This window comes from Saccharopolyspora antiqui, assembly GCF_052246905.1.
Classification (GTDB): domain Bacteria; phylum Actinomycetota; class Actinomycetes; order Mycobacteriales; family Pseudonocardiaceae; genus Saccharopolyspora.
Map to the genome: position 1 here is coordinate 176866 of NZ_JBQQBO010000005.1, position 24855 is coordinate 201720.

The window sequence follows — 24855 nt, forward strand, 5'->3', positions numbered from 1 at the left end:
TGATCTGATCAATGCCGGGTCTGCTCAGCGCGGCGCCCGGACGATCATCAACGGCCCTCCGGTGGCCGAGGACAGGGGTGGATGTGCAGGCGCAACAACGGGAATTGGCGCGGCTGTACCACGCCGCGCTGCGTCGGCCGCGGTGGCAGCAGGCGGTCGCGTTCGTGGTGTCGCTGTGGACGCTGGCCTGGATCGTCGGGCAGTTCGTCGCCGCGCCGGACGGACCCACGGCGCTTGGCGTGCTCGGCCAGCTCGCCGGGCGGCTCGGGCTCACCGGCGGTGCGTGGGCCGATCGCCTCACCGATACCTGGCAGCGCAGCGGCGGCGGTTTCGCGGTGCTGGGCGGCCTGCTGTGGGCGGCCACCACCGAGCGCGGCCAACTGCCCGCGCTGCTCGGCTGGATCGCGGTGATGCTGGGATCCGAGCGGCTCGGCTACCAGCCCGCGATCCTGCTGGCGGTGGTGACCATGGCGGGCTTCGTGGTCGTGCTGTGGCTGGCGGCGTTGACCAGCGGCCGGTTCGTCGACCGCCGGAACACCCTGCTGCCGCGCGACGTGGTGCGCGCGGGTGTCACCGCGGCCGCGCTGTCGGCCGTCGTTCCGCTGTTCGCCCCGGCGTTCTTCCTGACCCGCCTGGGAAACCCCTACGTCACCAAGGCACCGTACTCCCGCGCGCCCGGCCAGCGCGGCAGGCCAAGAATCCCCGAGCAAGCCAAACCGGACGACGTCCCAGCCCCCGAGCAGCAACCGTGACCCCGTTGAATGCGGAGTGAGGGGCACCCGTGACCCAGTTACTTGGTCACGGGTGCCCCTCACCCATCACCCTGTGGTGCGGCGAGGTCCGGTCAGGGTTGGGGTGTCAGGCGCAGGCCTCGTTCGGCCAGGGTGCGCAGGCCCACGTCGTCCGGTGCGGAGGCGCGTTGCCGCCAGACGGTTTGCACGATGCGCACCTGGCTGCCGTCCTGCTGCACGGCCTGCGCAGCGTTGTCGAACCCGCCCGGACCGCCCGGCCAGCCCAGGCCCTCGGTGATCAGATCGGTGACCCCACCGGTACCGGCCGAATCGGCCAGCTCCCGCAGCGCGCTCGCGGCCTGCTGGTCGGGCAGCTCGATGATGGCGACCGAAACCGCGGCGGGCCGCCCGGAGACCTGGGTGTCGAACACCGCGCGGGTCAGGCTCCGGCACGGCCGCTGCTCGAACCAGCGCTGCACGTCGCCGAAGGAATGCCGGACGCACCCGACCTCCCGGGTGGCCACCTTCTGCACGAACTCGACGCCGTCGACCCGCTGGATCGGCGCGGCGCGCGGCGGCGGGCTGGCGGCCGGTCGATCGACCGTCAACCAGATCCCGACGACGGCGCAGACCAGCACCAGCGCGGCCACCGCCGCGATCAGCTTGGCGCGCAGCGCGAACCGCAGCGGAAAACGCGCGGGAAGGCGAAGGGAAAAGCGCAGTTTCGACGGTCCGGCAGTGCCCTTCTCGGTGTACTTCGGGATCAGCATGGTGTCCACGGTGGCCAGATCCGTGCCGTCCGATTCGGGAAAACCCTCGTCGGCCAGATCGGTGCCGGTGAGCTCGCAGTCCTCGTCGAGCACCCGTAACAACCGCTGCGCGGGTTCGATCGGGCAGGGGCGTTCGTAGGTGGCCAGTTCGCGGGCGGCCGCGAGGATGGCCGTCGTGTTGGGCGAAACCACCCGCACCCCCCGGTGCAGGTCGGTGGTGGGCTGCGTGACTTGCCCGGCATACGGACCGACCACCACGATCGCGGCCACCGGCAGCGGTTCCAGCCCGCGCGACTGCAGGCTGCGGGCCAGCGCGGCGGCGGATTCGAGACCTTCCAGACCGGGGTTGACCGCGCCCTCGGTGCGCACCAGCGGCCAGCCGTCGACCGTCCACGGGGTCTGCAGCGGCGCGTCGACCTTCAGCGCGGGTTCGGGCAGGTCGATCCCGAGCACCACGAGCACCCCGCGCGGCAGCACGATCACCGCGTCCAGCGGGCGCGGACTGCCCGGTGGACGGCAGCCGAACACCGCGACCCCGCCGAGCACCGCACCACCGGCGCCCCAGGCCGAGATGGCCGCCCGGATGTCGGTGCCGACCTGAGTCGGTTGCGCACCGAGCCGCACCAGTCGCATGACGACCTCCAATATCCGCGGGCGTCGCGCTCCCGGCGATCACGCACCTGTTCGATCAAAGACGTTAGTAGGGGCGGTCAAGTATTGTCGCCGGGTTCTTGCATTCCTCCGATCGAGTGGTATCCGCCACTCGTCCGCCGCTGCCGCGTTGGTGCCTTCGAGCGACGCGAAAACCCGTGACAACGCCCCGGATCTGCGATTACCACTATTCGGAGCAGTCGGCGGGGGATACCGGGCAGGGTGCCGAGCACGCTGTGATCCGGGGTGAATGACAACCTTCTGGTGGCGGAGCGCTCTGTCCGCAATGCAGAATGGCGCCGCACCTGTTGATCGCCTGTACGCGAGGTCGTAGGGGAAGACGTTCCTCGTCGAACAGCGGAGGTCAGCAGTGAGCACCCGTGGCAGCGACCGTGGCCCCACCTCCGGTGTGGTCTACGTTCACTCGTCGCCGTCTGCGGTCTGCCCGCACGTCGAGTGGGCGATCTCTGGCGCACTCGGCACCCGGACGGAACTCCGCTGGACGGCACAACCGGCAGCCCCAGGTCAGCTCCGCGCGGAGTGCAACTGGTCGGGCGAGCCGGGCACCGGCGCGCGTTTGGTCACCGCGCTACGCGCGTGGCCGATGCTGCGTTTCGAAGTCACCGAAGACCCCAGCCCGGGGGTGGATGGGCAGCGGTTCTGCCATGCGCCCGGACTGGGCCTGTGGCGTGCCAGCACCAGCGCCAATGGCGACATCATGGTCAGCGAGGACCAGCTGCGGACGCTGGCCGCCAACGCGAAGGGGCCGGAGGCGTTCGGCCACCGAGTGGACCAGCTGCTCGGTGCTGCCTGGGACGACGCCCTCGAACCGTTCCGCCGCGCGGGCGATGGTGCTCCGGTGACCTGGCTGCACCGCGTCGGCTGAAAACCGGGTCGGCTGAGAACAGGGTCGGCTGAGCGTCCAGAACAGCGCCGGTTGCGGCTCGCGCCGGAGCGGGCGGTGGCTTCGGTTCGGCGCGAGCTGTCCGTAGCGCCTGCTGGCGCTGATCGCGGTGTGCGAAGCTGAAGCCGTGCGTTCCTGGTTGAAATGGGGTCTGCCGCTCGCGGTTGTCGTGCTGCTCTGCGCTGCGGGCGGAGGGGTCTACCTGGCCCGGTACGTCTACCGCGACGCGCAGGCCCAGCAGCAGCGCCAACCGAACCCACTCGCCGCCCCGGTCACGTCTCCGTTGGGCATCGTCTACACCCCGGACGCCGTGGCGCATCCCGATCACCAAGCGGTGCTGGCCCTGCTGGACCAGCACTTCGACTCGATCAACAAAGCGGACTACGACCGCTGGAAGGACACCGTGGTCCCGGCCAAATGGCAGGAACTGCCGCGGGACGAGTGGTTGCGCGACTACGACACCACCCACGACTCCGAATGGACCGTGCAGCGGATAGACCCGGGCCCGGACGATTCACTGCTGGTGATGCTGACCTTCCGCAGCAACCAAGGCATCGAGGACGCACCGCCGCAACTCCCGGCGACGTGCGTGATCTGGAACGTGGTGTATCCGCTGGTGCCGGACGACGGGACGAGCAGCGGACTTCGGCTGGACACCAGCAAACTGCCCAACAGCGCACTGCTCAGGCGCTGTTAGCAACAAGGTCTCGCGAGCGATCGCCGCGGTGCGAACCGCGAGCAACCGCTCACGAGACCTCTCGTCGCTCAGCTGATCAAAGCGGGCTGATCAAAGCGGGATGTTGCCGTGCGAACCGCGGCCCGCTGGGGCGGCGGCGAGCGCTTCGGCGATCCGGCGGCGGGTGGTGGACGGTTCGATGACCTCGTCGACCACGCCGATCGACATCGCTCGGCCGACCCCGCCCGCGACCCGCTCGTGCTCCTCGGTGAGCTTGGCCTGCAACGCCTCCCGCTCGTCCTCGGGTGCGGCGGCCAGCTTCTTGCGGTGCAGGACGTCGACCGCGGCCTTGGAGCCCATCACCGCGACCTCGGCCTCCGGCCAGGCGAACACGGTGGTCGCGCCCAGCGAGCGGGCGTTCATCGCGATGTAGGCGCCGCCGTAGGACTTGCGGGTCACCAGCGTCACCCGCGGCACCACGGCTTCGCCGAAGGCGTGCAGCAGCTTCGCGCCGCGCCGCACCACGCCACCCCACTCCTGGCCGACCCCAGGCAGGTAGCCGGGCACGTCGACCAGCACCAGCAGCGGCACGCCGAACGAGTCGCACATCCGCACGAACCGGGCGGCCTTCTCCGCCGACAGCGAGTCCAGGCAGCCGCCCTTGCGCAGCGGGTTGTTGGCGATCACACCGATGCTGCGGCCCCCGAGCCGGCCGAGACCGACCACGATGTTCGGCGCCCACTTCGCTTGCAGTTCCTCGAAGTCCGCCGAAATGTTGCCAGCTCCGTCGTCCTTTTCATCCAGGATGCCGCGGATCAACGGCTTGATGTCGTATGCGCGCTGCGGGCGTTCCGGCAGCAGCGCCCGCAGGTCGTCCTCGTCCTGCACCGAGTGCAGGTCGAACAGACCCGGCTTGGCGAACCGCCCGATTAGCCGCCGCGCCCGCAGGTAGGCGTCCGACTCGTCGTCGGCGACCACGTGCACCACACCGGACTTCTCGCCGTGCGCCGAGATGCCGCCGAGACCTTCCTGGTCGATCTCCTCACCGGTGACGCTGCGCACCACGTCCGGGCCGGTGACGAACACCCGACCGGCCGGGGACATGATGACCACATCGGTCAGCGCCGGACCGTAGGCGGCGCCACCGGCGGCCGGGCCCACCACCACGGAGATCTGCGGCACCCGACCGGAGGCGCGGATCATCGCCGCGAACATCTGGCCCATGCCGTCCAGCGATTCCACGCCCTCCGGGATGCGCGCCCCGCCGGAGTGCCACACGCCGACCACCGGGCAGCGTTCGCGCACCGCCATGTCGATGGCGTCCACGATGTGCCCGCAGCCCTCGGAGCCCAGCGCCCCGCCCATCTTGGTGGCGTCGCTGCAGTAGACGATCACCTTCGTGCCGTCGATGCGGCCGCGCACCGCGTACATCCCGCTGTTGTCGCGGGGGTGCAGCGGCTCCATCGACTCCGAGTCGAGCAGCTGGTCCAACCGCACCTCGGGATCACGTGGATCTCGTTGTGCCTGCTCACTTTCCAGCCGGGTAGCCAGTGCGGTCATCGGTTCCTCCGGAGGTTCGATGTCAGGACGGTGGGTGCCGCCGACGGGCGCGACCGCACGGCTGTTGTCGTACCGCAGAGCGCTAAAGGACGGGCCAAGCGACGCTCGGCCCGTCCGCTGCGCCGACTGTCATGCCTTGGCGAAGGCGAGCGCAACGTTGTGCCCACCGAAGCCGAAGGCGTTGTTGATCGCTGCGGTCTGCTCGACATGCCGCGGCTTGTCGGCCACCACGTCGAGTTCGACCTTCGGGTCGATCGTTTCCAGGTTCCGGGTAGCCGGGATGATGCCGTGCTGCAGCGAGAGGATCGTCATGATGCTCTCCACCGCACCGGCCCCGCCGACCAAGTGGCCGAGCGATCCCTTCGGCGCGGTGACCACCGCGCCGTCGCCGATCGCCTTGCGCACCGAGTTCGCTTCGCCCACGTCACCGACCACAGTGGACGTCGCGTGCGCGTTGACGTGCCCGATGTCCGACGTCTGCAGGTCCGCGGTCCGCAGCGCCCGCTGCATCGCGTTGACCTGGCCGATGCCGTCCGGGTGGCTACCGGTGATGTGGTAGGCGTCGGAGGTGATGCCCACACCCGCCAGCCGACCGTAGATCCGCGCGCCGCGCGCCTTGGCGTGCTCCGCGCTCTCCAGGATCATCACCCCGGCACCTTCGCCAAGCACGAACCCGTCGCGGTCGACGTCGAACGGGCGGGAGGCCCGTTCCGGGTCGTCGTTGCGGGTGCTCAGGGTCCGGGCCTGGGCGAAACCGGCGACGGTGATCGGGTGGATGCAGGACTCCGCACCACCGGCCACCACCACGTCGGCCAGGCCCTGCCGGATCATGTCCCAACCCCTGGCCAGTCCCTCCGCACCGGAGGCGCAGGCCGATGCCGGGGAGTGCACCCCGGCGCGGGCCCGCACGTCCAGGCTGACCATCGCGGCTGGCCCGTTGGGCATCAGCATCGGCACGGTCAGCGGCGAGACCTTGCGCAGTCCGTCGCTTTCCAGCAGGTCGTCCTGGTGCAGCAGGGTCAGGGGGCCGCCGATGCCGGTGCCCAGCGACACCCCGAGCCGGTCCGGGTCGACCGATTCGGTGTCGTCGGTGGGCAGTTCGAAACCGGCGTCCGCCCAGGCCTCGCGGGCGGCGATCACGGCGATCGCCTCGCAGCGGTCCATCCGGCGCAGCTGCACGCGGGGCAGCACCTCGCTCGGCTCCACCAGCAGTGGTGCGCCGATCTTGGCCGGTAGGTCGAACCGGTCCACCCAGTCGACCTCCAGGCGGCGAACGCCGCTGGCGCCGTTGACGAGTCCGTCCCAGGTGGACGCGACGTCACCGCCGAGCGGTGTCGTCGCGCCCAGCCCGGTGATCACGACATCGGTGGTCATGCGTTCTTGGTGATGTAGTCCACCGCATCACCGACGGTCTTGAGGTTGGCCAGCTCGTCGTCCGGGATCTTGACCCCGAACTTGTCCTCCGCCTGCACGGCGATCTCCACCATGGAAAGCGAGTCGATGTCGAGGTCGTCGACGAAGGACTTGTCGATGGTCACGTCGGCGGCGTCGACACCGGCGACCTCCTCGACGATGGCGGCGAGACCGGTGGTGATTTCCTCGTTCGACACGGGTAGTTCCTTCCTCGTTCTTGCGTTCTCACCGCGGACCGCTGGTCCGCGGCAGCTTGGGTTGACTCAGGGGCAGATGGCGACCTGGGCGGCGTAGGACAGCCCAGCTCCGAAGCCCACGAGCAGCATCACGGCACCGCTGGGGATCTCTCCCGCCGCCCGCATGTGGTCGATGGCCAGCGGGATGGACGCCGACGACGTGTTGCCGGAGTAGACGATGTCACGCGCGACCACGAGGTCGTCACGGGCACCCTTGGTCTGCAGCTTCTTGGCGATGGCCTCGACGATCCGCAGATTCGCCTGGTGCGGCACCAGGACGTCCACATCGGAGAGCTGCAGTCCGGCCGCCTCGACCGCGCGGATCGCCACCGGGGCGATCTGGGTGGTGGCCCACCGGAAGACCGCCTGGCCCTCCTGGTAGATGTACTTGTCGTCGCGCAGGTAGATGGTGTCCACCAGATCTCCGGCGCTGCCCAGCACGCCCGGGCCGATTTCCGGTTCGTCGGCCGGACCGACCACCGCCGCACCGGCCCCGTCGGCGAAGATGATGCAGTTCGCGCGGTCGTCCCAGTCCAGCCATTCCTGGAACCGCTCGGACCCGATCACCAGCACGTTGCGGGCCGAACCGGAGCGCACCGCATCGGATGCGGTGGACAGCGCGTAGACGAATCCGGCGCACGCGGCGTTGAGGTCGTAGGCGCTCTTGGCCTTGATGCCGATCTGGTCGGCGACCTGGGCTGCGGCGTTCGGGATGCCGCCGATCATGGTGCAGGTCGCCACGATCACCTGGTCCACATCGGACGGTGCCAGACCGGCGTTGGCGATGGCTTTGGCACCGGCCTCGACCGCCATGCTGACCACGGTCTGGCCATCATCGCCCAGTCGCCGGTGCACGATTCCGACGCGCTGCCGGATCCACTCGTCGTTGGTGTCCACGAACTTGGCCAGATCGTCGTTGGTGACGATTCGGTTGCCCTGCGTGCTGCCGAAGCCGATCAGCCTGGTGGCTGCCGGTGTGGCGGTCTGCGCAATGCGGGGTCGGGTCACGCGTCGCTCCCAAGCAGGTCGGTGACCTTGTCCAGGTCATCAGGGGTCTTCAGGGCAACGGCCTTGACGCCCTTGAGCTCGCGGCGCACCAACCCGCTGAGGGTGCCCGCGGGCGGGAACTCCACCACTGCGGTCACCCCGCGGTCGGCCAGCGTCGCCATGCAGCTGTCCCAGCGCACCGGCCTGGTCACCTGGGCGACCAGGCGGCGCAGGATCTCGGCGGCATCGGTGACCACCGCACCGTCCGCATTGGACAGCAGCGGCAGCGCGGCGTCGGTCGCGGTCACCTTCTCCGCGTGCTGGGCCAGGGTTTCCTGGGCGGGCGCCATGAATCGGGTGTGGAAGGCACCGGCCACCGGCAGCGGGCGGACCCGCGCCTCGGCGGGCGGTTCCTCGGCGAGCTGCGCCAAGGCGGGCAGCCGACCGGCGGCGACGATCTGGCCCGCACCGTTGCGGTTCGCCGGGTCGAGTCCGAGGTGGTCGAGGTGGTTGACGACGGTGTCCGGGTCGCCGCCGAGCAGGGCGGACATCCCGGTCGGCTCCAGCGCGCAGGCCGCGGCCATTTCCCGGCCGCGCACTGCCGCCAGGGCGACCGCGTCGTCGAAGGTCAGGGCACCGGCCACCGCGGCGGCGGCCAGTTCGCCGACCGAGTGCCCGGCGACGGGTGTGTCGGCCGGGATCGTCACCCGGCGGCGCAGTTCGTCGGCGGCGATCAGCGAAAGCGCCACCACCAGCGGCTGGGTGACCGCGGTGTCCTTGATCTCGTCCGCCTCGGCGGTGGTGCCGAGGCGGATCAGGTCCAGGCCGGTGAGCTCGGACCAGGCGCCGAGGCGTTCGGCGACGCCGTCCAGTTCGAGCCAGGGGCTGAGCATCCCTGGGGTCTGCGACCCCTGTCCGGGGGCTAGAAGCGCGATCACCCTTGCTACTGAACACGCCCCGAGGCGATCGACGTGATGTCGACAGAGACGAAGTCCGGACCACAAAGTTGTGGAGTGTCTACAAGCCAGGCGGTGACGGGGCGCTGCGATGGCGCAAATCGTTGTTGGCTGTGTCCGGTTGGTGACTGATCAGTGAACACTGGCGAAGGTCGGTTACCAAGGGTGATCACCAAAGTCCTCGGGCCTTGGCGAGTCTGCCCACCGCCAGGCCGACGCGCAGGACGTGCGCGTCGCGGGCGTTGGACGGGGTGCGGCCGGTGAGTTCCGCGACCCGGCGCAGTCGGTACCGGACGGTGTTCGGGTGCACGTACAGCTGCCGCGCGCAGTTCTCCAGCACGCCGCCGACCTCCAGGTAGGTGTCGACGGTCTCCATCAGCGAGCCACCGGCGTCCACCAGCGGCAGCACGATCGACTCGACCAACTGCCGTTCGGCCTCCGGATCGCCGGCCAACGCCCGCTCCGGCAGCAGATCGCCGGACGGTACCGGGCGCGGCGCGGTCGGCCAGGCCACCACGGCCCGCAGCGCGGACATCGCGTCGCCGGCCGACCGGTGCGCCTCGGCCAGGCTCGGCACCGTCGGCCCGACCACGACCGGACCGTCGTCGAAGGCCTCGGTCAGCCGCTTCGCCGCCTCCTGGTTGGCGCGTTCGTCGTCCGCACCACCGAAGACCACCACCAGCCGACTGCCCTGCACGCCGAGCAGCACCGGGCAACCGACTCGCGCCGCGCGGCTGCGCACCTGGTAGACGATGGTCGGCGGGTCGTCGGAGGGCGCGTTGCCGACCAGCACGGTCGCCTCCGAAGACGGCTCCCAGCCGAGCGCGGCGGCGCGGGACAGCAGCGACTCCTCGGCGTCGCCACGCACGATGCCGTCCACCACCAGCGCTTCCAGCCGCGCGTCCCACGCGCCGCGCGCCTCCGCGGCGGCGGCGTAGGAGGTGGCCGCGGCGAAGGCGATCTCCCGCGTGTAGCGCAGGATCGACTCGGTCAGCACGGTGCGTTCGTGCTCTTCGTCGGCCAGTTCGGGCAGGCGTTGCTCGAAGACGTCGATCGCGACCCGCACCAGGTCCAGGGTCTGCCGCAGGCTGACCCACCGGGACAGATCCCGGGGCGCGGCGCGGAACGCCTCGGCGGTCAACCGGATCGCCTCGGTCGGGTCCTGCAGCCACGCCACGAAGTTGGCGACCCCCGTCTGGGTCACCAACAGCACGCTGGCCCGCTGGTCGGCGGGCAACCGCCGGAACCACGGCAGCCGCTGCTCCATCGCGCTGGCGCTGGCGCTGGCCAGCCCCCCGGAGCCCCGTTCGAGGCGGCGCAGAGTGCTCGCGGAGATCTGCCGCTGCGTACCGGCATCCCGCTCACCTGCGCGTTCGGTACTCATGCCTCCAGAATCGCACGCCACCGATCAGCCCCGGCGGGCAGCAGCCGCCGAGCGGGTGGGCGCACCGCGATCCGGGAGCAACATCCAGGAATTGATGGTGTCATCTGATCGAGGTAATTAACCGCACTTTCGGGGTGCCTGTCACGTTTGCTGCCCGTCGTACCAGCAGGAAACGATCTCCGCACAACGTGAATTCGCATTCTTCTTGTCGAGGAGAAAAAAGTGGGAGCTCTCCAGCAGGGATTGGCGCAGGCCTGGGTCGCGGTCGCGACATTCGTCCCGAAACTGGTCGTATTCCTCATCATCGCGCTGGTCGGCTGGCTGATCGCGAAGGCGGTCGCCAAGGCTGTCCAGATCGTGTTCGCCCGGCTCGGATTCAATCGACTGCTGGCCAAATCCGGCCTCGGTGACCTCACGTCGAAATCGAACATCGACGTGGCCGGGGTGTTGGTGAAACTCGTTTACTACTTCATCCTGCTCATTTTCATCCAGCTCGCGCTCGGCGTTTTCGGGCCGACCGCCATCAAGGACCTGATCGACACAGTGGTGCTGTTCGTGCCGCGGATCGTGGTGGCCATCGTGCTGGTGCTGGTCGCCGCGGCGATCGGCCGGGTGGTCGCCGACCTGGTGCGCAGCGCCCTGGGCAGCCGGGCGATGGGCCCGGTGCTGGCCAAGATCACCTTCGGGTTCATCGTCGCGCTCGGCGCGATCGCCGCGCTGAACCAGATCGGCATCGCGCTCACCGTCACCACGCCGGTGCTGATCGCGGCGCTGACCGCGGTGGCCGGGGTGATCGTCGTCGGGGTCGGCGGCGGTCTGATCAAGCCCATGCAGCAGCGCTGGGGCCGGTGGTTGGACACCGCCGAGGCTCAATTCGCCGAAGGTTCGCCGGACGCCGCCAAGAACGGCGCGAAGCCTGGTGCCGACGATGTCCGAGTGAAGGGCGACGCGTGATCGCGTGTCGCGCAGATCGGTGATCGGGGCTCACCCAGTGGGTGAGTCCCGACCTTTTTCACGCACTTGGCCGTGGTCGTCCACGCTCGATCACGACACCATGAGGGAACGGATCAAGCCGGGAGAGTGATCAGCAGTGGCCTTGCCCCTCGTCTGGCTCGCGGACGTGTTGCGCGCCGCCGGGTTGACAGTGGTCGAAACCGATGGCTGGCGGGATCGGACCGCGACGTCGGGACCGCAACCAGCACCCGTCGGTGTGCTCGAACACCACACCGCGACCCCCGCGTCCTACGAGAACCCCGCGCCCAGCGTGCAGCTGTGCATCAACGGCCGCCCCGACCTGGCCGGACCGCTGTGCCACGCCGTGATCGGATTCGACGGTGTCGTGCACCTCATCGCCGCCGGGCGGGCCAACCACGCCGGGAAGGCGAAGGCCTCCGGCCCGAACCCGGCAGGCGACGGCAACACCCTCTACGTCGGGTTCGAATGGGACTACCAGGGCGTGGACCAGGGGCCGAGCCCGGAGCAGTACAGCGCGGCGCTGCGGGCCACCACCGCAGTGCTCAACCACCTGGGCCGTCAGATGGACGCCGCGCGCGGCCACAAGGAGACCAGCGTCACTGGCAAGATCGACCCCGGTCACGTGGACATGAACCAGTTCCGCGCCGAACTCGGCAAGAAGCAGGAGGACGACATGACCCCGGAACAGGACGCGATTCTGCGGCGTCTGGAGCACGAACTGCTCGGCCCTCGCGGGCCGCAGGGCGAGATCCAGGGCTGGCAGACCGAGGTCGGGCCGCGCACGATCGTCGCGATGCTCGTCGACCTGGTCAACGGACTGGTGGGGCAGCAGGGTTCGGCAGCTCCGGCGCAGGGTCTCGACGGCGAGGCGATCAAGGCGGCGTTCCAGGCCCTGCCGCCGGATCAGGCCGCGCCGCTGCTGGCCGAACTGGTCCGCATCCAGCAGGACAGGCAGCTCACTCCCGAGCAGTACGCCCAGCGCCCCCAGCAGTGACGGCGGCGCCGCGCCGGACTAGCGGTCTCGCACGGCGCGGTGTTGGGCTCGTTGGTCGCGGCGCCGCTGGAGGCGTTTGACCAGGGTCGGCTGCTGCCGCAGCGCTTCGGGCTCGTCGAGCAGCCGGTTCAGCCGCTGGTAGTAGCGGGTCGGGGAGAACCCGAAGCGCTCCTGGATGACCCGCTCCTTGTTGCCCTGGTAGTGCCAGTGCTCCTGCTCGAAGGCGAGGATGGCGCGGTCGATGTCGTTCATCCGACGTCCCCTCCTTCGCGCATCGCTGTCGATCGAGTCTACCGATAGGGGCACGCGTGTTCGATCGGCCATCCGGTCTGTTGCTCGCTCGTGAGCGGTTGATCCGGTTCTTGCCGGAATCCTCGTTCACGACGCGAGGCTTGTGATCCAACCCACGTGTCGCCGCTGGAACAGATCTTCGGCCGCCCGATGTTTACTGGATCGAAGAAGAGATCGTGCGCTCCGGGGCTCGGTGGAAATCCGAACCGGCGGTGAAAGTCCGCGAACCGGCACCTGCAAATCGCAGATGTCGGCCGATCCGGTGAAATTCCGGGACCGACGGTGAAAGTCCGGATGGGAGGCAGCGCACGGGCGGCCGCAGCGGGCCGTCGGCGTGCGACGTCGACGGTCGTCGGCTCAGCTGCTCGTGTACCCCGGTGCGTTCGTGGCCGGCGGGAGGAGCGGGCGTGCGGGCTGTCGCGGAATGGGTGCTCGGCAACGGGATCACCGTGCTGGGCCAACAGATCTCCTGGGCGGAACTGGTCGGGCAGCTGTGCGCGCTCGCCGTGGTCTTCCTCGCGCAACGCCGAACGCTGGCGACCTGGCCGGTGCAGGTGTCCGCCACGGTCCTGCTGTTCGCCGTCTACGCCTCCGCGCACCTGGGCGGACTGGCCGTCCGGCAGGTGATGATCCTGCTGATCTCCATCTACGGCTGGTGGGCCTGGAACCGCCGCAGCGACCCGGTTTACGGCGTCGCGGTGCGCAAGGCCAGCGGCGTGGAACGGCTCGTGCTGACCGCCGCGCTGGTGGCCGGTACCGCCGCGTTCGCGCTGCTGCTCGCCGCGCTGGACGCCTCGTGGGCGCCGTGGCCGGACGCCTGGATCTTCGTCGGCACCCTGGTCGCGTTCTGGGCGCAGGGACGCGGTCTCGTCGAGTTCTGGCTGGTCTGGCTGGCCGTTGACGCGGTCGGCGTGCCGCTGCAGATCGCCTCCGGGTTGTACTTCAGCGCGGCGATCTACGTGATCTTCGCCGCCCTGGTCGTCCACGGCTGGTGGAGCTGGAACCGCACCGCCAAAGTCCAACGAACCCGCAGATCCGCCGCGATCTGACCCGTCCGGGGGAGAAGTGAAGGGCACCTTCGACCGGCTTACTCGGTCAAAGGTGCCCTTCACTCATTTCCGTCACCCGGGTGCGCACTTGCGAGCGGTGTCAGGCGACGCCGGGGTCCGAGGTCTGCGGACCAGCGGCTTGGACATCGTCCAGCCGGTACCGGCGGGTCGCCTCGACGACCGTGGACTTGTCCACCTCACCGGCGCGCGCCAGCGCGGCCAGCGTCGCGACCACTGTGGACTCCGCGTCCACCAGGAACACCCGCCGGGCCGCGGGCCTGGTGTCGGAGAACCCGAACCCGTCGGCGCCCAGGCTGACCATGTCGCCGGGCACCCACGGTCGGATCAGGTCGGGCACCGCGCGCATCCAGTCGCTGACCGCGACCACCGGCCCGGCGGCCTCCGCCAGCGCCCGAGTCACGTACGGCACCTGCGGCTCGGATTCCGGGTGCAGCAGGTTGTGCCGGTCAGCGGCCTCGGCCTCGCGCCGCAGCTGCGACCACGACGTCGCCGACCAGACATCGGCCCGCACACCCCACTCGTCGGCCAGCATCTGCTGCGCCCGCAGGGCCAGCGGCATGATCACGCCCGAGGCGAGGATCCGGGCACGCGGCCCCGTGCCGCCGGGCGCGGCCTGGTACCGGTACAGACCGCGCAACAACCCGGCGACGTCCAGGTCGTCCGGCTCGGCGGGCTGCTGGTAGGGCTCGTTGTAGACGGTCAGGTAGTAGAAGACGTTCTCGGCGTCCTCGCCGTACATCCGCCGCAATCCGTCCTTGACGATGTGCGCCACCTCGAACGCCCACGCCGGGTCGTAGGCGATCACCGCCGGGTTCGTCGCGGCGATCAGCTGCGAGTGGCCGTCGGCGTGCTGCAGGCCTTCACCGGTCAGAGTGGTCCGTCCGGCGGTCGCACCGAGCACGAATCCGCGGGCCATCTGGTCCGCGGCGGCCCAGAAGCTGTCGCCGGTGCGCTGGAAGCCGAACATCGAGTAGAAGATGTAGACCGGGATCATCGGCTCGCCGTGCGTGGCGTAGCTGGTCCCGGCCGCGGTGAACGACGACGTCGACCCGGCCTCGTTGATGCCCTCGTGCAGGATCTGGCCCTGCTCGCTCTCCCGGTAGGCCAGCATCAGCTGGTAGTCCACCGGCGTGTAGAGCTGGCCGAGCGGGTTGTAGATCTTCTGCGACGGGAACATCGAGTCCATCCCGAACGTGCGGGCCTCGTCCGGGATGATCGGCACGATCCGCGGCCCGATCTCGCGATCCTTGGCGAGGTCCTTGAGCAGTCGGACGAACGCCATCGTGGTGGCGACCTCCTGCCTGCCGGAGCCGCGCCGGATCACCTCGTAGACCTTGTCGCCGGGCAGTACCAGCGGCTTGGCCTTCACCCGACGCTCCGGCAGGTAGCCGCCCAGCTGCCGCCGCCTCTCCTGCAGGTACTCCAGCTCCGCCGAGTCCTGGCCGGGGTGGTAGTACGGCGGCAGGTAGGGGTCCAGGTCCTGGTCGCTGATCGGGATCCGCAGGCTGTCCCGGAACAGCTTCAGGTCGTCCAGGGTCAGCTTCTTCATCTGGTGGGTGGCGTTGCGGCCCTCGAAGTGCGGCCCCAGCCCGTAGCCCTTGATCGTCTTGGCCAGGATGACGGTCGGCTGGCCGTAGTGCTCGGTGGCCGCCTTGTAGGCCGCGTAGATCTTGCGGTAGTCGTGGCCGCCGCGGCGCAGGCCCCAGATCTCGTCGTCGGTGAGGTGCCGGACCATCTCCTTGGTGCGCGGGTCGCGGCCGAAGAAGTGCTCCCGGACGAAGGCGCCGTCGTTGGCCTTGTAGGTCTGGTAGTCGCCATCCGGGGTGGTGTTCATCAAGTTCACCAGGGCTCCGTCGCGGTCGGCGTGCAGCAGCGCGTCCCACTCGCGGCCCCAGATCACCTTGATGACGTTCCAGCCGGCGCCCCGGAAGAACGCCTCCAGCTCCTGGATGATCTTGCCGTTGCCGCGGACCGGGCCGTCCAGCTGCTGCAGGTTGCAGTTGATCACGAAGGTGAGGTTGTCCAGACCCTCGTTGGCCGCGACGTGCAGCAGTCCGCGCGACTCCGGCTCGTTCATCTCGCCGTCGCCGAGGAACGCCCAGACGCGCTGCTGGCTGGTGTCCTTGATGCCGCGATCGTGCAGGTAGCGGTCGAACCGGGCCTGGAAGATCGCGTTCATCGGGCCCAGCCCCATGGACACGGTGGGGAACTCCCAGAACTCCGGCATCAGCCGCGGGTGCGGGTAGGACGGCAGACCGCCGCCTGGCCCGGCGTGCGAGTACTCCTGGCGGAATCCGTCGAGCTGGTCGGCGGACAGCCGACCCTCCAGGAAGGCGCGGGCGTAGATGCCGGGGGAGGCGTGGCCCTGGATGTAGAGGTGGTCACCGCCCCCGGGGTGGTCCTTGCCGTGGAAGAACCAGTTGAAGCCGACCTCGTACAGGCTGGCCGAGGACGCGAAGGACGAGATGTGGCCGCCCACGCCGATGCCGGGGCGCTGCGCGCGGTGCACCATCATCGCGGAGTTCCACCGCATCCAGGCCCGGTACCGGCGTTCGGTCTCCTCGTCGCCGGGGAACCACGGCTCCTGCTCGGTGGGGATCGTGTTGACGTAGTCCGTGCTGGTCAGCGACGGGACACCGACGCCGCTTTCGCGGGCGCGCTGGAGCAGCCGCAGCATCAGGTAGCGGGCGCGCTGCTGCCCGTTGGCCGACAGCACCGAGTCGAAGGACTGCAGCCACTCCTCGGTTTCCTGCGGATCGATGTCCGGCAGGTGGGAGGCGAGACCGTCCCGGATGACCCGCACCCGCTGGGTGGGGACGGTGTCGGCGTCGTTGTTGAGCGGGGACAAGGGAACTCCTCGACTACGTCTTGCGTGTGGCAGGGTGGTCGACAGTGATGTCCGACACTCTCATGGTCCCCCATCTCGGCTGCCGATGCGTACATCGGCGGCACGAGCTGCGCGCATCAGGCTGTTGGCGCAGTGCTACCCGGTCTACAGTCGAATCTCAACGCATTGCTACGGCGTGTCGTGCCGTCAGCAGTTGCGCCGGTAGCGGTTGGCAGTGTTCGCTATCGGCCAGATCTGGAAGGTGTGCGGCGCCGAACGGTCGTCGCACCGGTGCATTGGAGGAGTGAGCAAACCGTGGTCGCCGCGGGAGACGCCGGTAAAGGCGAAGCCGACGTCGCCGAGAGGCTCGACATCGAGCCGGAGATGGTTGTCCAGGAACTCGGCTGGGACGAGGATGTCGATGACGACGTCCGGGCCGCGATCGAGGAGCGTTGCGGGAGCGATCTGCTCGACGAAGATGCCGACGAAGTGGTCGATGTCGTGCTGCTGTGGTGGCGCGAAGATGATGGCGACCTGACGGACACGCTTCTCGATGCCATGACGCCGCTGTCCGATGACGGGGTCATCTGGGTGCTGACCCCGAAGACCGGCCGGGACGGTTACGTCGAACCGGCCGATATCGCAGAGGCGGCATCGACGGCGAACCTGGCCCAGACGGCGAATGTCAGCCTCAGCGAAGGCTGGATGGGAACCAGGTTGGCCTACCGCCGGGCCAAGGCCCGGCGCTGACCGGCTGGTCGCAAGTCGCTGTGTGCACCGTCCACCCCGTGGGCATCGGTGTTTTCATCGGTGCCCACGGTGGTGTGGTCGGTGTAGGTTCGGCGATGACAAGGTCATGTCGAGCAGAAGGGTGCACTCATGGCGGTTGAGGTCGGTGCACAGGCACCGGACTTCACGTTGTCGGACTACAACAAGCAGAAGGTCTCGCTGGCCGAATTCCGGGGCGAGAAGAACGTGCTGCTGGTGTTCTACCCGTTCGCGTTCAGCGGGATCTGCCAGGGCGAGCTCTGCCAGGTCCGGGACGATCTCGGCGAGTTCCAGAACGACAAGGTCCAGGTCATCGGAGTGTCGGTGGACTCGGCTTTCGCGCTCAAGGCGTGGGCGGACCAGGAGGGCTACACCTTCCCGCTGTTGTCGGACTTCTGGCCGCACGGCGAGGTCGCCAAGGCCTACGGCGTGTTCAACGAGAAGGCCGGGATGGCCAACCGGGGCACGTTCCTGATCGACACCGAAGGCAAGGTCCGCTTCGCCGAGGTGAACCAGCCGGGCGAAGCCCGGGACCAGAACGTCTGGAAGAAGGCCCTGGCCGAGCTCACGGCGTGACGCACCGCCTAAGGCGGCGGTGGCCGACCAGGTGCCGAGGACACCCCAAAACCCCGGTAGGGTGGCTGAGGTGATCCGATCGGCTGAACGGGTCGGCCACCAACAGGGCGCATAGCTCAGCGGAAGAGCACTTGCCTTACAAGCAAGGGGTCGTAGGTTCGAACCCTACTGCGCCCACCTCGGATGGCGTGACCAGTGGGAATGGTGGTTCTGCGTCGGTTGCTTTCATTGTCGCGGCGCGCGGCGGCGCGATAACTGCGCCGAATGTGGAAGTAATAGGACGGTCTGGTCTGTGACTTCGGCGAGGTCTTGACGTGCTGGAGCGAGTTCGTCGACACCGTCGAGATCTGCACCTCGACGGTTCGGCGGCTGGATCAGCTGTTGGAGGCCTGCAAGTTCTCGACGGCCAATGGTCTTCTGCGGGCTGCACAGTTCTGGGGCCTCCTCGTTGAGGTGAAGAGATCGCGGCCTCGTTTAAGAACGTTTCCGCGGAACCACGGATGCTGCGGCGGTTCAGGTGGCGTACTGCCTGTCGGCTCGGCCTGACACGCCTCTGCCGGTTCGCGGCGCGGTGTCGCCTGGCGTTCTGTCGGTTCCGGAGCGCATCCGGTGGCGCGCCTCGGATGCGCGGGCGACAGTGGCACCGACCGCGTCCGTGCGACGGTTGTCCGGAACTGTCTTCGGGGGAGGATGCGATGTCCCACTGCGATCCCAAACCGGCGGAGCCGGGAATCGTGGCAAACAACGAGGCGGTGCGCACGCGGTTTCCGTTCGACGACACCACCGATCTCGATGACGCTCGTCGCGGCTTCCTGGGTACCGCACAGGAGCCGCTGATCCGCGACGCGAACGGCGGTGTCGTCTGGGACCTGGAGGCGTACGGCTTCCTCGCCCGGACGTGCCCGGCGACCGCCAACCCGAGCCTGTGGCGGCAGAGCCGGCAGTGTTGCGAACACGGCTTGTTCGAGGTCGTCGAGGGCATCTACCAGGTCCGCGGCTTCGACCTGTCCAACATGACCGTGATCGAAGGCGATCAGGGAATCCTCGTCATCGACCCGCTGTTGTCCGCCGAGACCGCTGCGGCGGCGCTGGGGCTGTACCGCAGCATTCGGGGCGACCGTCCGGTCACCGGGGTGCTCTACACCCACAGTCACGCCGACCACTTTGGCGGCGTGCGCGGCGTCATCACGGGGCGGGAGGTCGCAGCCGGTGTGCCGGTGATCGCCCCGCAGGGCTTCCTGACGCATGCCGTGAACGAGAACATCTACGCCGGTACGGCCATGGCTCGCCGCGCCGCCTACATGTACGGGGCAGCGCTGGACAAGGGACCGCAGGGCCAGATCGGCGCAGGTCTGGGCCCGACGACGTCGACCGGGACCGTCGGTCTCATCCCGCCCACCGTCGATATCACCCGTACCGGGCAGACGGAGATCGTCGACGGCATCCGCATGGTCTTCCAGCTGACCCCCGGCACCGAGGCGCCAGCGGAACTCAACATCCACTTCCCCGACCACGCGGCCCTGTGCATGGCGGAGAACGCCACCCACAACCTGCACAACCTCCTCACCCTGCGCGGCGCAGAGGTGCGCGACCCGCACGAGTGGGCGCGCTACCTCACCGAGGCCATCGAACTGTTCGGTGCCACCTCGGAGGTCGCCTTCGCCTCTCACCACTGGCCGGTCTGGGGCCGCGAGCGAATGGTGAGATTCCTGTCCGAGCAGCGCGACTTGTACGCGTACCTGCACGACCAGACGGTACGCATGCTCAACGAGGGCATGACGCCGTTGGAGATCGCCGAACAGATCGAGCTGCCCCCGATGCTGGAAAAGGCCTGGCACGCGCACGGCTACTACGGCTCCGTCAGCCACAACACCAAGGCCGTGTACCAGAAGTACATGGGCTGGTTCGACGGCAACCCCGCCCACTTGTGGGAACATCCGCCGGTCGAGGCCGCGCGCCGGTACGTGGAATTCATGGGCGGTGCCGACGAGGTCGTCCGACGTGCCCGCACGTCCTTCGGTGAGGGCGACTTCCGCTGGGTGGTGCAGGTCGTCAACCACGTGCTGTTCGCGCAGCCCGACCACGCCCAGGCGCGCGCCTTGCAGGCGGACGCCCTGGAGCAGCTCGGCTACGGCTGCGAGAACGGGCCGTGGCGCAACTTCTACCTCATGGGCGCCTACGAACTGCGGCACGGCTCCGTCGGCACGCCCACCGTCACCGCGTCCCCCGACGTGCTCAGCGCCCTGACGCTGGAGCAGCTGTTCGACGCGCTCGCCATACGCGTGGACGGGCCGCGCAGCTGGAACGCCGACATCACCGTCCGCTGGAACGTCCGAGATGGCGACCGCGTCACGATGCGGCTGCGCAACGGCGTGCTCACCCACGTCGCAGGCCACGGGCCCGCAGTCGGTGGACCGGACGTCGAGGTCTGCCTCGACGAGGCCGACCTGCGCGCCGTCCTGCTCGGCGGCACCGCGCCCGCCAAGCTCGCGGAACAGGGCCGTGCCGAGATCACCGGCGGCACCGGAAAGCTGGCCGAACTCTTCGGGTACCTCGACCGGCCGGACCCGGACTTCGCCATCGTCACTCCCTGACGATTACTCGCCGATGCCACCACCAGGCGGATGCACTGCTCCGCGAAAATGACTGGGATGAAACCGACCTTTGCCAGCGGCGCGAACACGACCCAGTTCGGCACCGGCGAGCGGCGTAGCCACCTGGCTGGGGTGGTGTCGCGCTGGAGCAGTCCGAATACCGCGAGCGGCCCGAGCGCACCCGACAACGGTCCCCAGGACACAAATTCGGCTCCAGGAACCGCAACCCGTCAACGCCACGTGCCCGGAGCGGATCCGCTCCGGGCAGTGCGTGAGGAACACGGCGTGTGGTTGCAGTTGACCTTTCAGATGTGCAGTTGGGCGGTTACGAGCCGGGTGGCTGGTACGCCAGGTCCTTGCGGATCGCCTCGTCGATTTCGGTCGGTGTCAACAGGACGGTCGTCTTGGTGCGGGCAGCCCCAGACTGGCTGACAGTCAGCCCCACCGACGCGGCCGAGACGTTGTCCGGGACGTCGATCACGAGATATGTGTCAGTCTCGCCAAAGGCGAAGTAGAACGACTCCAGTGTGCCGTCGAGTCGGGTGAGCATCTTGCGGACGGCCTCCACGCGCGCGGAGCCACCTTCCTTGAACAAACCGGTGAGCCCGTCACTCGTGTAGCTCGCCTGCACCAGGTACTTGCCCATCGTCATCACCCCAGGTGGTTGCTGGGCAACGGTTTCCGGTCGTGAATCCAGGGTCTCGCCCCGGGGCGCACCGCCCGCAAGAGTCCAAAGGTCCCGTGTGCTGGGGTTTGCGGCGCTGTCAGGCGGTACTGGTCTCAACGGTTTTGGGCAGCGCGGTTGAGGTGGGGCGCAACAAGTAGATCCCCAGCGCGAGGACCAGGACGAACGGGATATCGGTGAGGAACTTGCTCCAGTAGTGGTCGATGTCCGTGACGGCCTGTGCGGTCATCAGCAGGCCGTGGACGAGGTTGGCCCACATGGTGAAGGACAGGAATGACGCGTAGGCCGATGGCTTGCGCGCGGCCAGCAAGAGGAACACGCCCCACGTGATGTAGATGGCGAACAGCATGGGCGGGACGTGGGCGTGGTCGTGGCCGGACGAGACGTCGTTCCAGATGAGCCAGTTCAGCGCCCCGCCATGCTCCGCGAGGAGGGGAGTCTGAACGACGAATCCCAGGAAGAGCGGGACGAATATGACCAGCGATAAGACTCCGTAGATTCGCAGGAACGTCGCCAGCGTCCTGGTTCTCCTCATCTCGTTCTTGAACATTTCCGAGATCTCCTTTCGATGGAAGGCGCGTTGAAGGCGTCGGCTGAAGCGGTCAGGCAGGTGACCGGCGGGGATTGGGCAGGGCGGCATTCGTGCGTGGTGGGACGTCAGGTGAGCGGAAATCCGTAGGAGCCGATCACCGTGGCCTCGGAGACCTGCGGCGGCCCCGCCAGGCGATCGCCGATGCCGTTCTGGAACCGCTGGAAGGCCGCCGAGTCGGACAACGCGTCCTCGGCGCCGTCGAAGACCGCGACGTGGAGGAAGGTCACGCCGTCCGCCAGCCGGAACGTCGCATACCGAAGTCCATCTGGACCGTCGCTCGCGAGTTGGTCGAACACCTCCTCGACCAACCGCTGGTTCTCCTCGGCTGTCTCGGCGCGCGTTTGATAGCGCACCAGCACCGTCTTGCTCATGGAAGTCCTTCCTGATGGATGCCCGCTGCGCAGCGCGGCGAGGCAAGGTAGGACACTACAACTACTTGGTCGGAAAAACCAACTAGAAAGATGGATTATCTGATTTCTGCTGTTAGGATCCGACTCATGACAGGCAGGCGGAAGTACGATGACGGCTGTGCGGTGGCGCACGGCCTTGACCTGATCGGCGAGCGCTGGGCCCTGCTGCTCGTTCGCGAACTCCTGCTCGGTCCCAAACGCTTCACCGACCTGCGCGCGGGCTTGCCCGGCGCCAGCGCGGATGTCCTCACCCAGCGGCTTCGGGAACTCCAGGAGGCCGGTGTCGTAAGACGCCGCAAGCTTCCGCCGCCCGCCAGCTCCTGGATCTACGAGCTGACCGAGTGGGGAGCCGATCTTGAACCGATCGTCACCCAGCTCGGCCGCTGGGGCAGCCGCTCACCCACGTTGCGCCATGACGCGCGGATCGGCGTCGACTCCCTCGTGCTCTCCCTCGGAGCGTTGTTCGACCCGCAGGCGGCAGAAGGGCTGGCGGCGACCATCGCCCTCCGGGTCGGCGAGGAGATCTTCCGCGTCCACGTGGCGGGCGGCCGGATCGAACTCGCCCGAGGCGAGGCTGATGGTGCCGACGCGACGATCGATACCGATCCACCGGCGCTCGGCGCGCTGCTCCGGAAAGAACGCCAGCTCGCAGACGTTCTGCGTTCCGGAGTCATGACGATCGATGGGCCCGCGGGCATCGTCGAGCGGTTCTTCGACCTCTTTCCCCTGCCTGATCCGGCTCCGCTGCCCGCGTCGGTCCAGCGTTGATCGATTCCGGGTGAACAGGGGTGGTGGTCGCGACCGCTGGCGAGGCGCCTGCATCGTGGGGTGCGGCTCTCCGGTCACCCGGTTTTGCATGATCATGCATCAAAGTGCATACTCGGTCTCATGTCCAAGGTTCTCACCTCTCTGCCCATCGGCGAGCGCGTCGGCATTGCCTTCTCGGGTGGCCTCGACACCTCGGTCGCGGTCGCGTGGATGCGCGACAAGGGTGCCGTCCCGTGCGCCTACACCGCCAACGTCGGCCAGTACGACGAGCCCGACATCGACTCGGTGCCCGGCCGCGCGCTGGCGTACGGGGCCGAGATCGCGCGCCTGGTCGACTGCCGCGCGGCGCTGGTCGAGGAGGGCCTGGCCGCGCTCACCTGCGGTGCGTTCCACATCCGCTCGGCTGGGCGCCCCTACTTCAACACCACGCCGCTCGGTCGCGCCGTCACGGGAACCCTGCTGGTCCGGGCGATGCTTGAGGACAACGTGCAGATCTGGGGCGATGGATCGACGTTCAAGGGCAACGACATCGAGCGGTTCTACCGGTACGGCTTGCTGGCGAACCCGCACCTGCGCATCTACAAGCCCTGGCTCGACGCGGACTTCGTGTCCGAGCTCGGCGGGCGCAAGGAGATGTCGGAGTGGCTGCTCGAACACGACCTGCCCTACCGCGACAGCACCGAGAAGGCCTACTCGACCGACGCCAACATCTGGGGCGCCACCCACGAGGCCAAGACCCTGGAGCACCTCGACACCAGCATCGAGACCGTGGACCCGATCATGGGCGTGCGGTTCTGGGATCCGGCGGCGGAGGTCGCCGCCGAGGACGTGACGATCGGCTTCGACCTGGGCCGCCCGGTGACGATCAACGGCAAGGAGTTCGCCACTTCGGTCGACCTGGTCATGGAGGCGAACGCCATCGGTGGACGGCACGGCATGGGCATGTCGGACCAGATCGAGAACCGGGTGATCGAGGCCAAGAGCCGGGGCATCTACGAGGCGCCCGGGATGGCGTTGCTGCACGCGGCGTACGAACGGCTGGTCAACGCGATCCACAACGAGGACACCCTGGCGACCTACCACAACGAGGGACGGCGGCTGGGTCGGCTGATGTACGAGGGCCGCTGGCTCGACCCGCAGGCGCTGATGTTGCGGGAGTCGTTGCAGCGCTGGGTCGGCACGGCGGTCATCGGCGAGGTGACGCTGCGGCTGCGGCGCGGTGAGGACTACTCGATCCTGGACACCTCCGGCCCGGCTTTCAGCTACCACCCCGACAAGCTGTCGATGGAGCGCACCGAGGACTCGGCCTTCGGCCCGGTGGACCGGATCGGCCAGCTCACCATGCGCAACCTCGACATCGCCGACTCGCGCGCCAAGCTTGAGCAGTACGCCGGGCTCGGCATGGGCGGCAGCACCCATCCGGCACTCATCGGCGCCGCCCAGGCGGCCTCGACCGGGCTGATCGGCGCGATGCCGCAGGGCGGTGCCCAGGCGATCGCCTCGCGCGGCAAGGTTTCCGGTGACGACGAGAGCCTCGACCGAGCCGCGATGGAGTCCGGCACCGACTGACCGGGTTCTCTCGATCGGCCCGGCGGGGCGCGGGGCCGTCGCGCCCCGCCGGGCCGAGGGGCGGGTGATCAGCGGCCGATGTTCAGATCGCACCTGGTGGGTTTGCCGGGCTGGCCCTTCGTCGACACCTTGACCTCGCCTTCGACGGACACCGTGCAGTCGATGGTCACCGCCGGATCGGCGGGGGTGATCACGTAGCTCGCTGGCCCTCCCATCGGCGCCGACTTCTGGTCGTAGGGCAGCGTCACCTGCTCCGGGTAAGGCCCCTTGCTGCCGGTGGTCGTGGTTTCCAGGGTGCCGGTGGCGCCGTCGGGTCCGCCCAGCACGACCCGGATCTCGTAGGCGGTTTCCTCGGGTGTCCGCATCGAGCATCCCGACAGGACGAGCGCGCCGGTGGTCAGCACGGTTGCGGCGACGGCGAGTGGGTGCGGCACGTTTTCTCCTCGACAACGGGGAATTGGCGCCAGC

General features: G+C 68.7%; 24 protein-coding genes, 1 tRNA gene and 1 riboswitch. Of the genes, 12 read left to right on the plus strand and 13 right to left on the minus strand.

What is annotated here, in order from left to right; all coding sequences use genetic code 11:
* The first annotated feature begins 77 nt into the window (after positions 1-77).
* A complete protein-coding gene (locus tag ACTWQN_RS11330; RefSeq protein ID WP_443203351.1) occupies positions 78-752 on the plus strand; it encodes a hypothetical protein in 675 nt (224 codons plus the stop codon).
* A 92-nt stretch (positions 753-844) separates the two neighbouring features.
* Here ACTWQN_RS11330 and ACTWQN_RS11335 read toward each other — a convergent pair whose 3' ends face one another.
* On the minus strand, positions 845-2134 hold the full coding sequence (locus ACTWQN_RS11335) for a hypothetical protein (protein WP_443203352.1): 1290 nt from the start codon (positions 2132-2134) through the stop codon (positions 845-847).
* Between the two features lie 427 nt (positions 2135-2561).
* Between ACTWQN_RS11335 and ACTWQN_RS11340 the strand changes: the two genes are divergently transcribed.
* Together ACTWQN_RS11340 and ACTWQN_RS11345 are read left to right on the plus strand one after the other, a co-directional pair.
* Complete coding sequence (locus tag ACTWQN_RS11340) at positions 2562-3038, plus strand: DUF3145 domain-containing protein (protein WP_443203503.1); 477 nt, start codon at positions 2562-2564, stop codon at positions 3036-3038.
* Positions 3039-3183: 145 nt separating this feature from the next.
* Complete coding sequence (locus tag ACTWQN_RS11345; protein ID WP_443203353.1) at positions 3184-3753, plus strand: hypothetical protein; 570 nt, start codon at positions 3184-3186, stop codon at positions 3751-3753.
* A gap of 90 nt (positions 3754-3843) precedes the next feature.
* Here ACTWQN_RS11345 and ACTWQN_RS11350 read toward each other — a convergent pair whose 3' ends face one another.
* The 6 genes from ACTWQN_RS11350 to ACTWQN_RS11375 form a co-directional block, all read right to left on the minus strand.
* Positions 3844-5292 (minus strand): acyl-CoA carboxylase subunit beta, encoded by a 1449-nt coding sequence (locus tag ACTWQN_RS11350; protein ID WP_443203354.1) that lies wholly within the window; start codon positions 5290-5292, stop codon positions 3844-3846.
* Positions 5293-5421: 129 nt separating this feature from the next.
* A complete protein-coding gene (locus ACTWQN_RS11355; RefSeq protein ID WP_443203355.1) occupies positions 5422-6666 on the minus strand; it encodes a beta-ketoacyl-[acyl-carrier-protein] synthase family protein in 1245 nt (414 codons plus the stop codon).
* Complete coding sequence (locus tag ACTWQN_RS11360; RefSeq protein ID WP_242188891.1) at positions 6663-6902, minus strand: acyl carrier protein; 240 nt, start codon at positions 6900-6902, stop codon at positions 6663-6665. Before ACTWQN_RS11360 ends, ACTWQN_RS11355 begins: the two co-directional genes overlap by 4 nt.
* Before the next feature lie 66 nt (positions 6903-6968).
* Entirely contained in the window at positions 6969-7949 is a 981-nt protein-coding gene (locus tag ACTWQN_RS11365; RefSeq protein WP_443203356.1) for a beta-ketoacyl-ACP synthase III, read from the minus strand.
* Positions 7946-8866, minus strand: a complete 921-nt coding sequence (locus tag ACTWQN_RS11370; RefSeq protein ID WP_443203357.1) for an ACP S-malonyltransferase — start codon at positions 8864-8866, stop codon at positions 7946-7948. Before ACTWQN_RS11370 ends, ACTWQN_RS11365 begins: the two co-directional genes overlap by 4 nt.
* A 187-nt stretch (positions 8867-9053) precedes the next feature.
* A complete protein-coding gene (locus tag ACTWQN_RS11375; protein WP_443203358.1) occupies positions 9054-10268 on the minus strand; it encodes a PucR family transcriptional regulator in 1215 nt (404 codons plus the stop codon).
* Positions 10269-10490: 222 nt separating this feature from the next.
* Here ACTWQN_RS11375 and ACTWQN_RS11380 point away from each other — a divergent pair, with 222 nt between their 5' ends.
* Positions 10491-11222 carry a mechanosensitive ion channel family protein gene (locus ACTWQN_RS11380; protein ID WP_443203359.1) on the plus strand — a complete coding sequence of 244 codons (732 nt, stop codon included), beginning with the start codon at positions 10491-10493 and terminating at the stop codon, positions 11220-11222.
* Between the two features lie 136 nt (positions 11223-11358).
* Entirely contained in the window at positions 11359-12237 is an 879-nt protein-coding gene (locus tag ACTWQN_RS11385) for a peptidoglycan recognition protein family protein (protein ID WP_443203360.1), read from the plus strand.
* An 18-nt stretch (positions 12238-12255) separates the two neighbouring features.
* Here the strand turns inward: ACTWQN_RS11385 and ACTWQN_RS11390 are convergent, their stop codons facing one another.
* Positions 12256-12489 (minus strand): DUF3263 domain-containing protein, encoded by a 234-nt coding sequence (locus tag ACTWQN_RS11390; RefSeq protein ID WP_443203361.1) that lies wholly within the window; start codon positions 12487-12489, stop codon positions 12256-12258.
* A 215-nt stretch (positions 12490-12704) separates the two neighbouring features.
* Positions 12705-12838: riboswitch (FMN riboswitch) on the plus strand.
* A 97-nt stretch (positions 12839-12935) separates the two neighbouring features.
* Between ACTWQN_RS11390 and ACTWQN_RS11395 the strand changes: the two genes are divergently transcribed.
* Positions 12936-13577, plus strand: a complete 642-nt coding sequence (locus ACTWQN_RS11395) for a nicotinamide mononucleotide transporter family protein (protein ID WP_443203362.1) — start codon at positions 12936-12938, stop codon at positions 13575-13577.
* A gap of 100 nt (positions 13578-13677) precedes the next feature.
* Here ACTWQN_RS11395 and aceE read toward each other — a convergent pair whose 3' ends face one another.
* Complete coding sequence (gene aceE, locus ACTWQN_RS11400) at positions 13678-16446, minus strand: pyruvate dehydrogenase (acetyl-transferring), homodimeric type (protein ID WP_443203363.1); 2769 nt, start codon at positions 16444-16446, stop codon at positions 13678-13680.
* Between the two features lie 294 nt (positions 16447-16740).
* Between aceE and ACTWQN_RS11405 the strand changes: the two genes are divergently transcribed.
* The 4 genes from ACTWQN_RS11405 (at position 16741) to ACTWQN_RS11420 (ending at position 20363) form a co-directional block, all read left to right on the plus strand.
* Positions 16741-17175 carry a DUF3052 domain-containing protein gene (locus tag ACTWQN_RS11405; protein WP_443203364.1) on the plus strand — a complete coding sequence of 145 codons (435 nt, stop codon included), beginning with the start codon at positions 16741-16743 and terminating at the stop codon, positions 17173-17175.
* Positions 17176-17304: 129 nt separating this feature from the next.
* Positions 17305-17769, plus strand: a complete 465-nt coding sequence (locus tag ACTWQN_RS11410; protein WP_443203365.1) for a peroxiredoxin — start codon at positions 17305-17307, stop codon at positions 17767-17769.
* Positions 17770-17874: 105 nt separating this feature from the next.
* A tRNA-Val gene (locus ACTWQN_RS11415) sits at positions 17875-17946 on the plus strand.
* Between the two features lie 557 nt (positions 17947-18503).
* On the plus strand, positions 18504-20363 hold the full coding sequence (locus ACTWQN_RS11420) for an alkyl/aryl-sulfatase (protein ID WP_443203366.1): 1860 nt from the start codon (positions 18504-18506) through the stop codon (positions 20361-20363).
* 325 nt (positions 20364-20688) lie between these two features.
* Here the strand turns inward: ACTWQN_RS11420 and ACTWQN_RS11425 are convergent, their stop codons facing one another.
* The 3 genes from ACTWQN_RS11425 to ACTWQN_RS11435 all read right to left on the minus strand — a co-directional run bounded on the left by ACTWQN_RS11425 (position 20689) and on the right by ACTWQN_RS11435 (position 22011).
* A complete protein-coding gene (locus ACTWQN_RS11425; RefSeq protein ID WP_443203367.1) occupies positions 20689-21009 on the minus strand; it encodes a GYD domain-containing protein in 321 nt (106 codons plus the stop codon).
* A gap of 118 nt (positions 21010-21127) precedes the next feature.
* A complete protein-coding gene (locus tag ACTWQN_RS11430; protein ID WP_443203368.1) occupies positions 21128-21598 on the minus strand; it encodes a DUF6632 domain-containing protein in 471 nt (156 codons plus the stop codon).
* A 107-nt stretch (positions 21599-21705) separates the two neighbouring features.
* On the minus strand, positions 21706-22011 hold the full coding sequence (locus ACTWQN_RS11435; protein ID WP_443203369.1) for a hypothetical protein: 306 nt from the start codon (positions 22009-22011) through the stop codon (positions 21706-21708).
* 90 nt (positions 22012-22101) lie between these two features.
* Here ACTWQN_RS11435 and ACTWQN_RS11440 point away from each other — a divergent pair, with 90 nt between their 5' ends.
* Together ACTWQN_RS11440 and argG are read left to right on the plus strand one after the other, a co-directional pair.
* Positions 22102-22818, plus strand: coding sequence for a winged helix-turn-helix transcriptional regulator (locus tag ACTWQN_RS11440; RefSeq protein ID WP_443203370.1), 717 nt, complete (start codon positions 22102-22104; stop codon positions 22816-22818).
* Between the two features lie 120 nt (positions 22819-22938).
* Entirely contained in the window at positions 22939-24387 is a 1449-nt protein-coding gene (gene argG / locus ACTWQN_RS11445) for an argininosuccinate synthase (RefSeq protein WP_443203371.1), read from the plus strand.
* Positions 24388-24455: 68 nt separating this feature from the next.
* Here argG and ACTWQN_RS11450 read toward each other — a convergent pair whose 3' ends face one another.
* Complete coding sequence (locus tag ACTWQN_RS11450; RefSeq protein ID WP_443203372.1) at positions 24456-24821, minus strand: hypothetical protein; 366 nt, start codon at positions 24819-24821, stop codon at positions 24456-24458.
* Between the last annotated feature and the right edge of the window lie 34 nt (positions 24822-24855).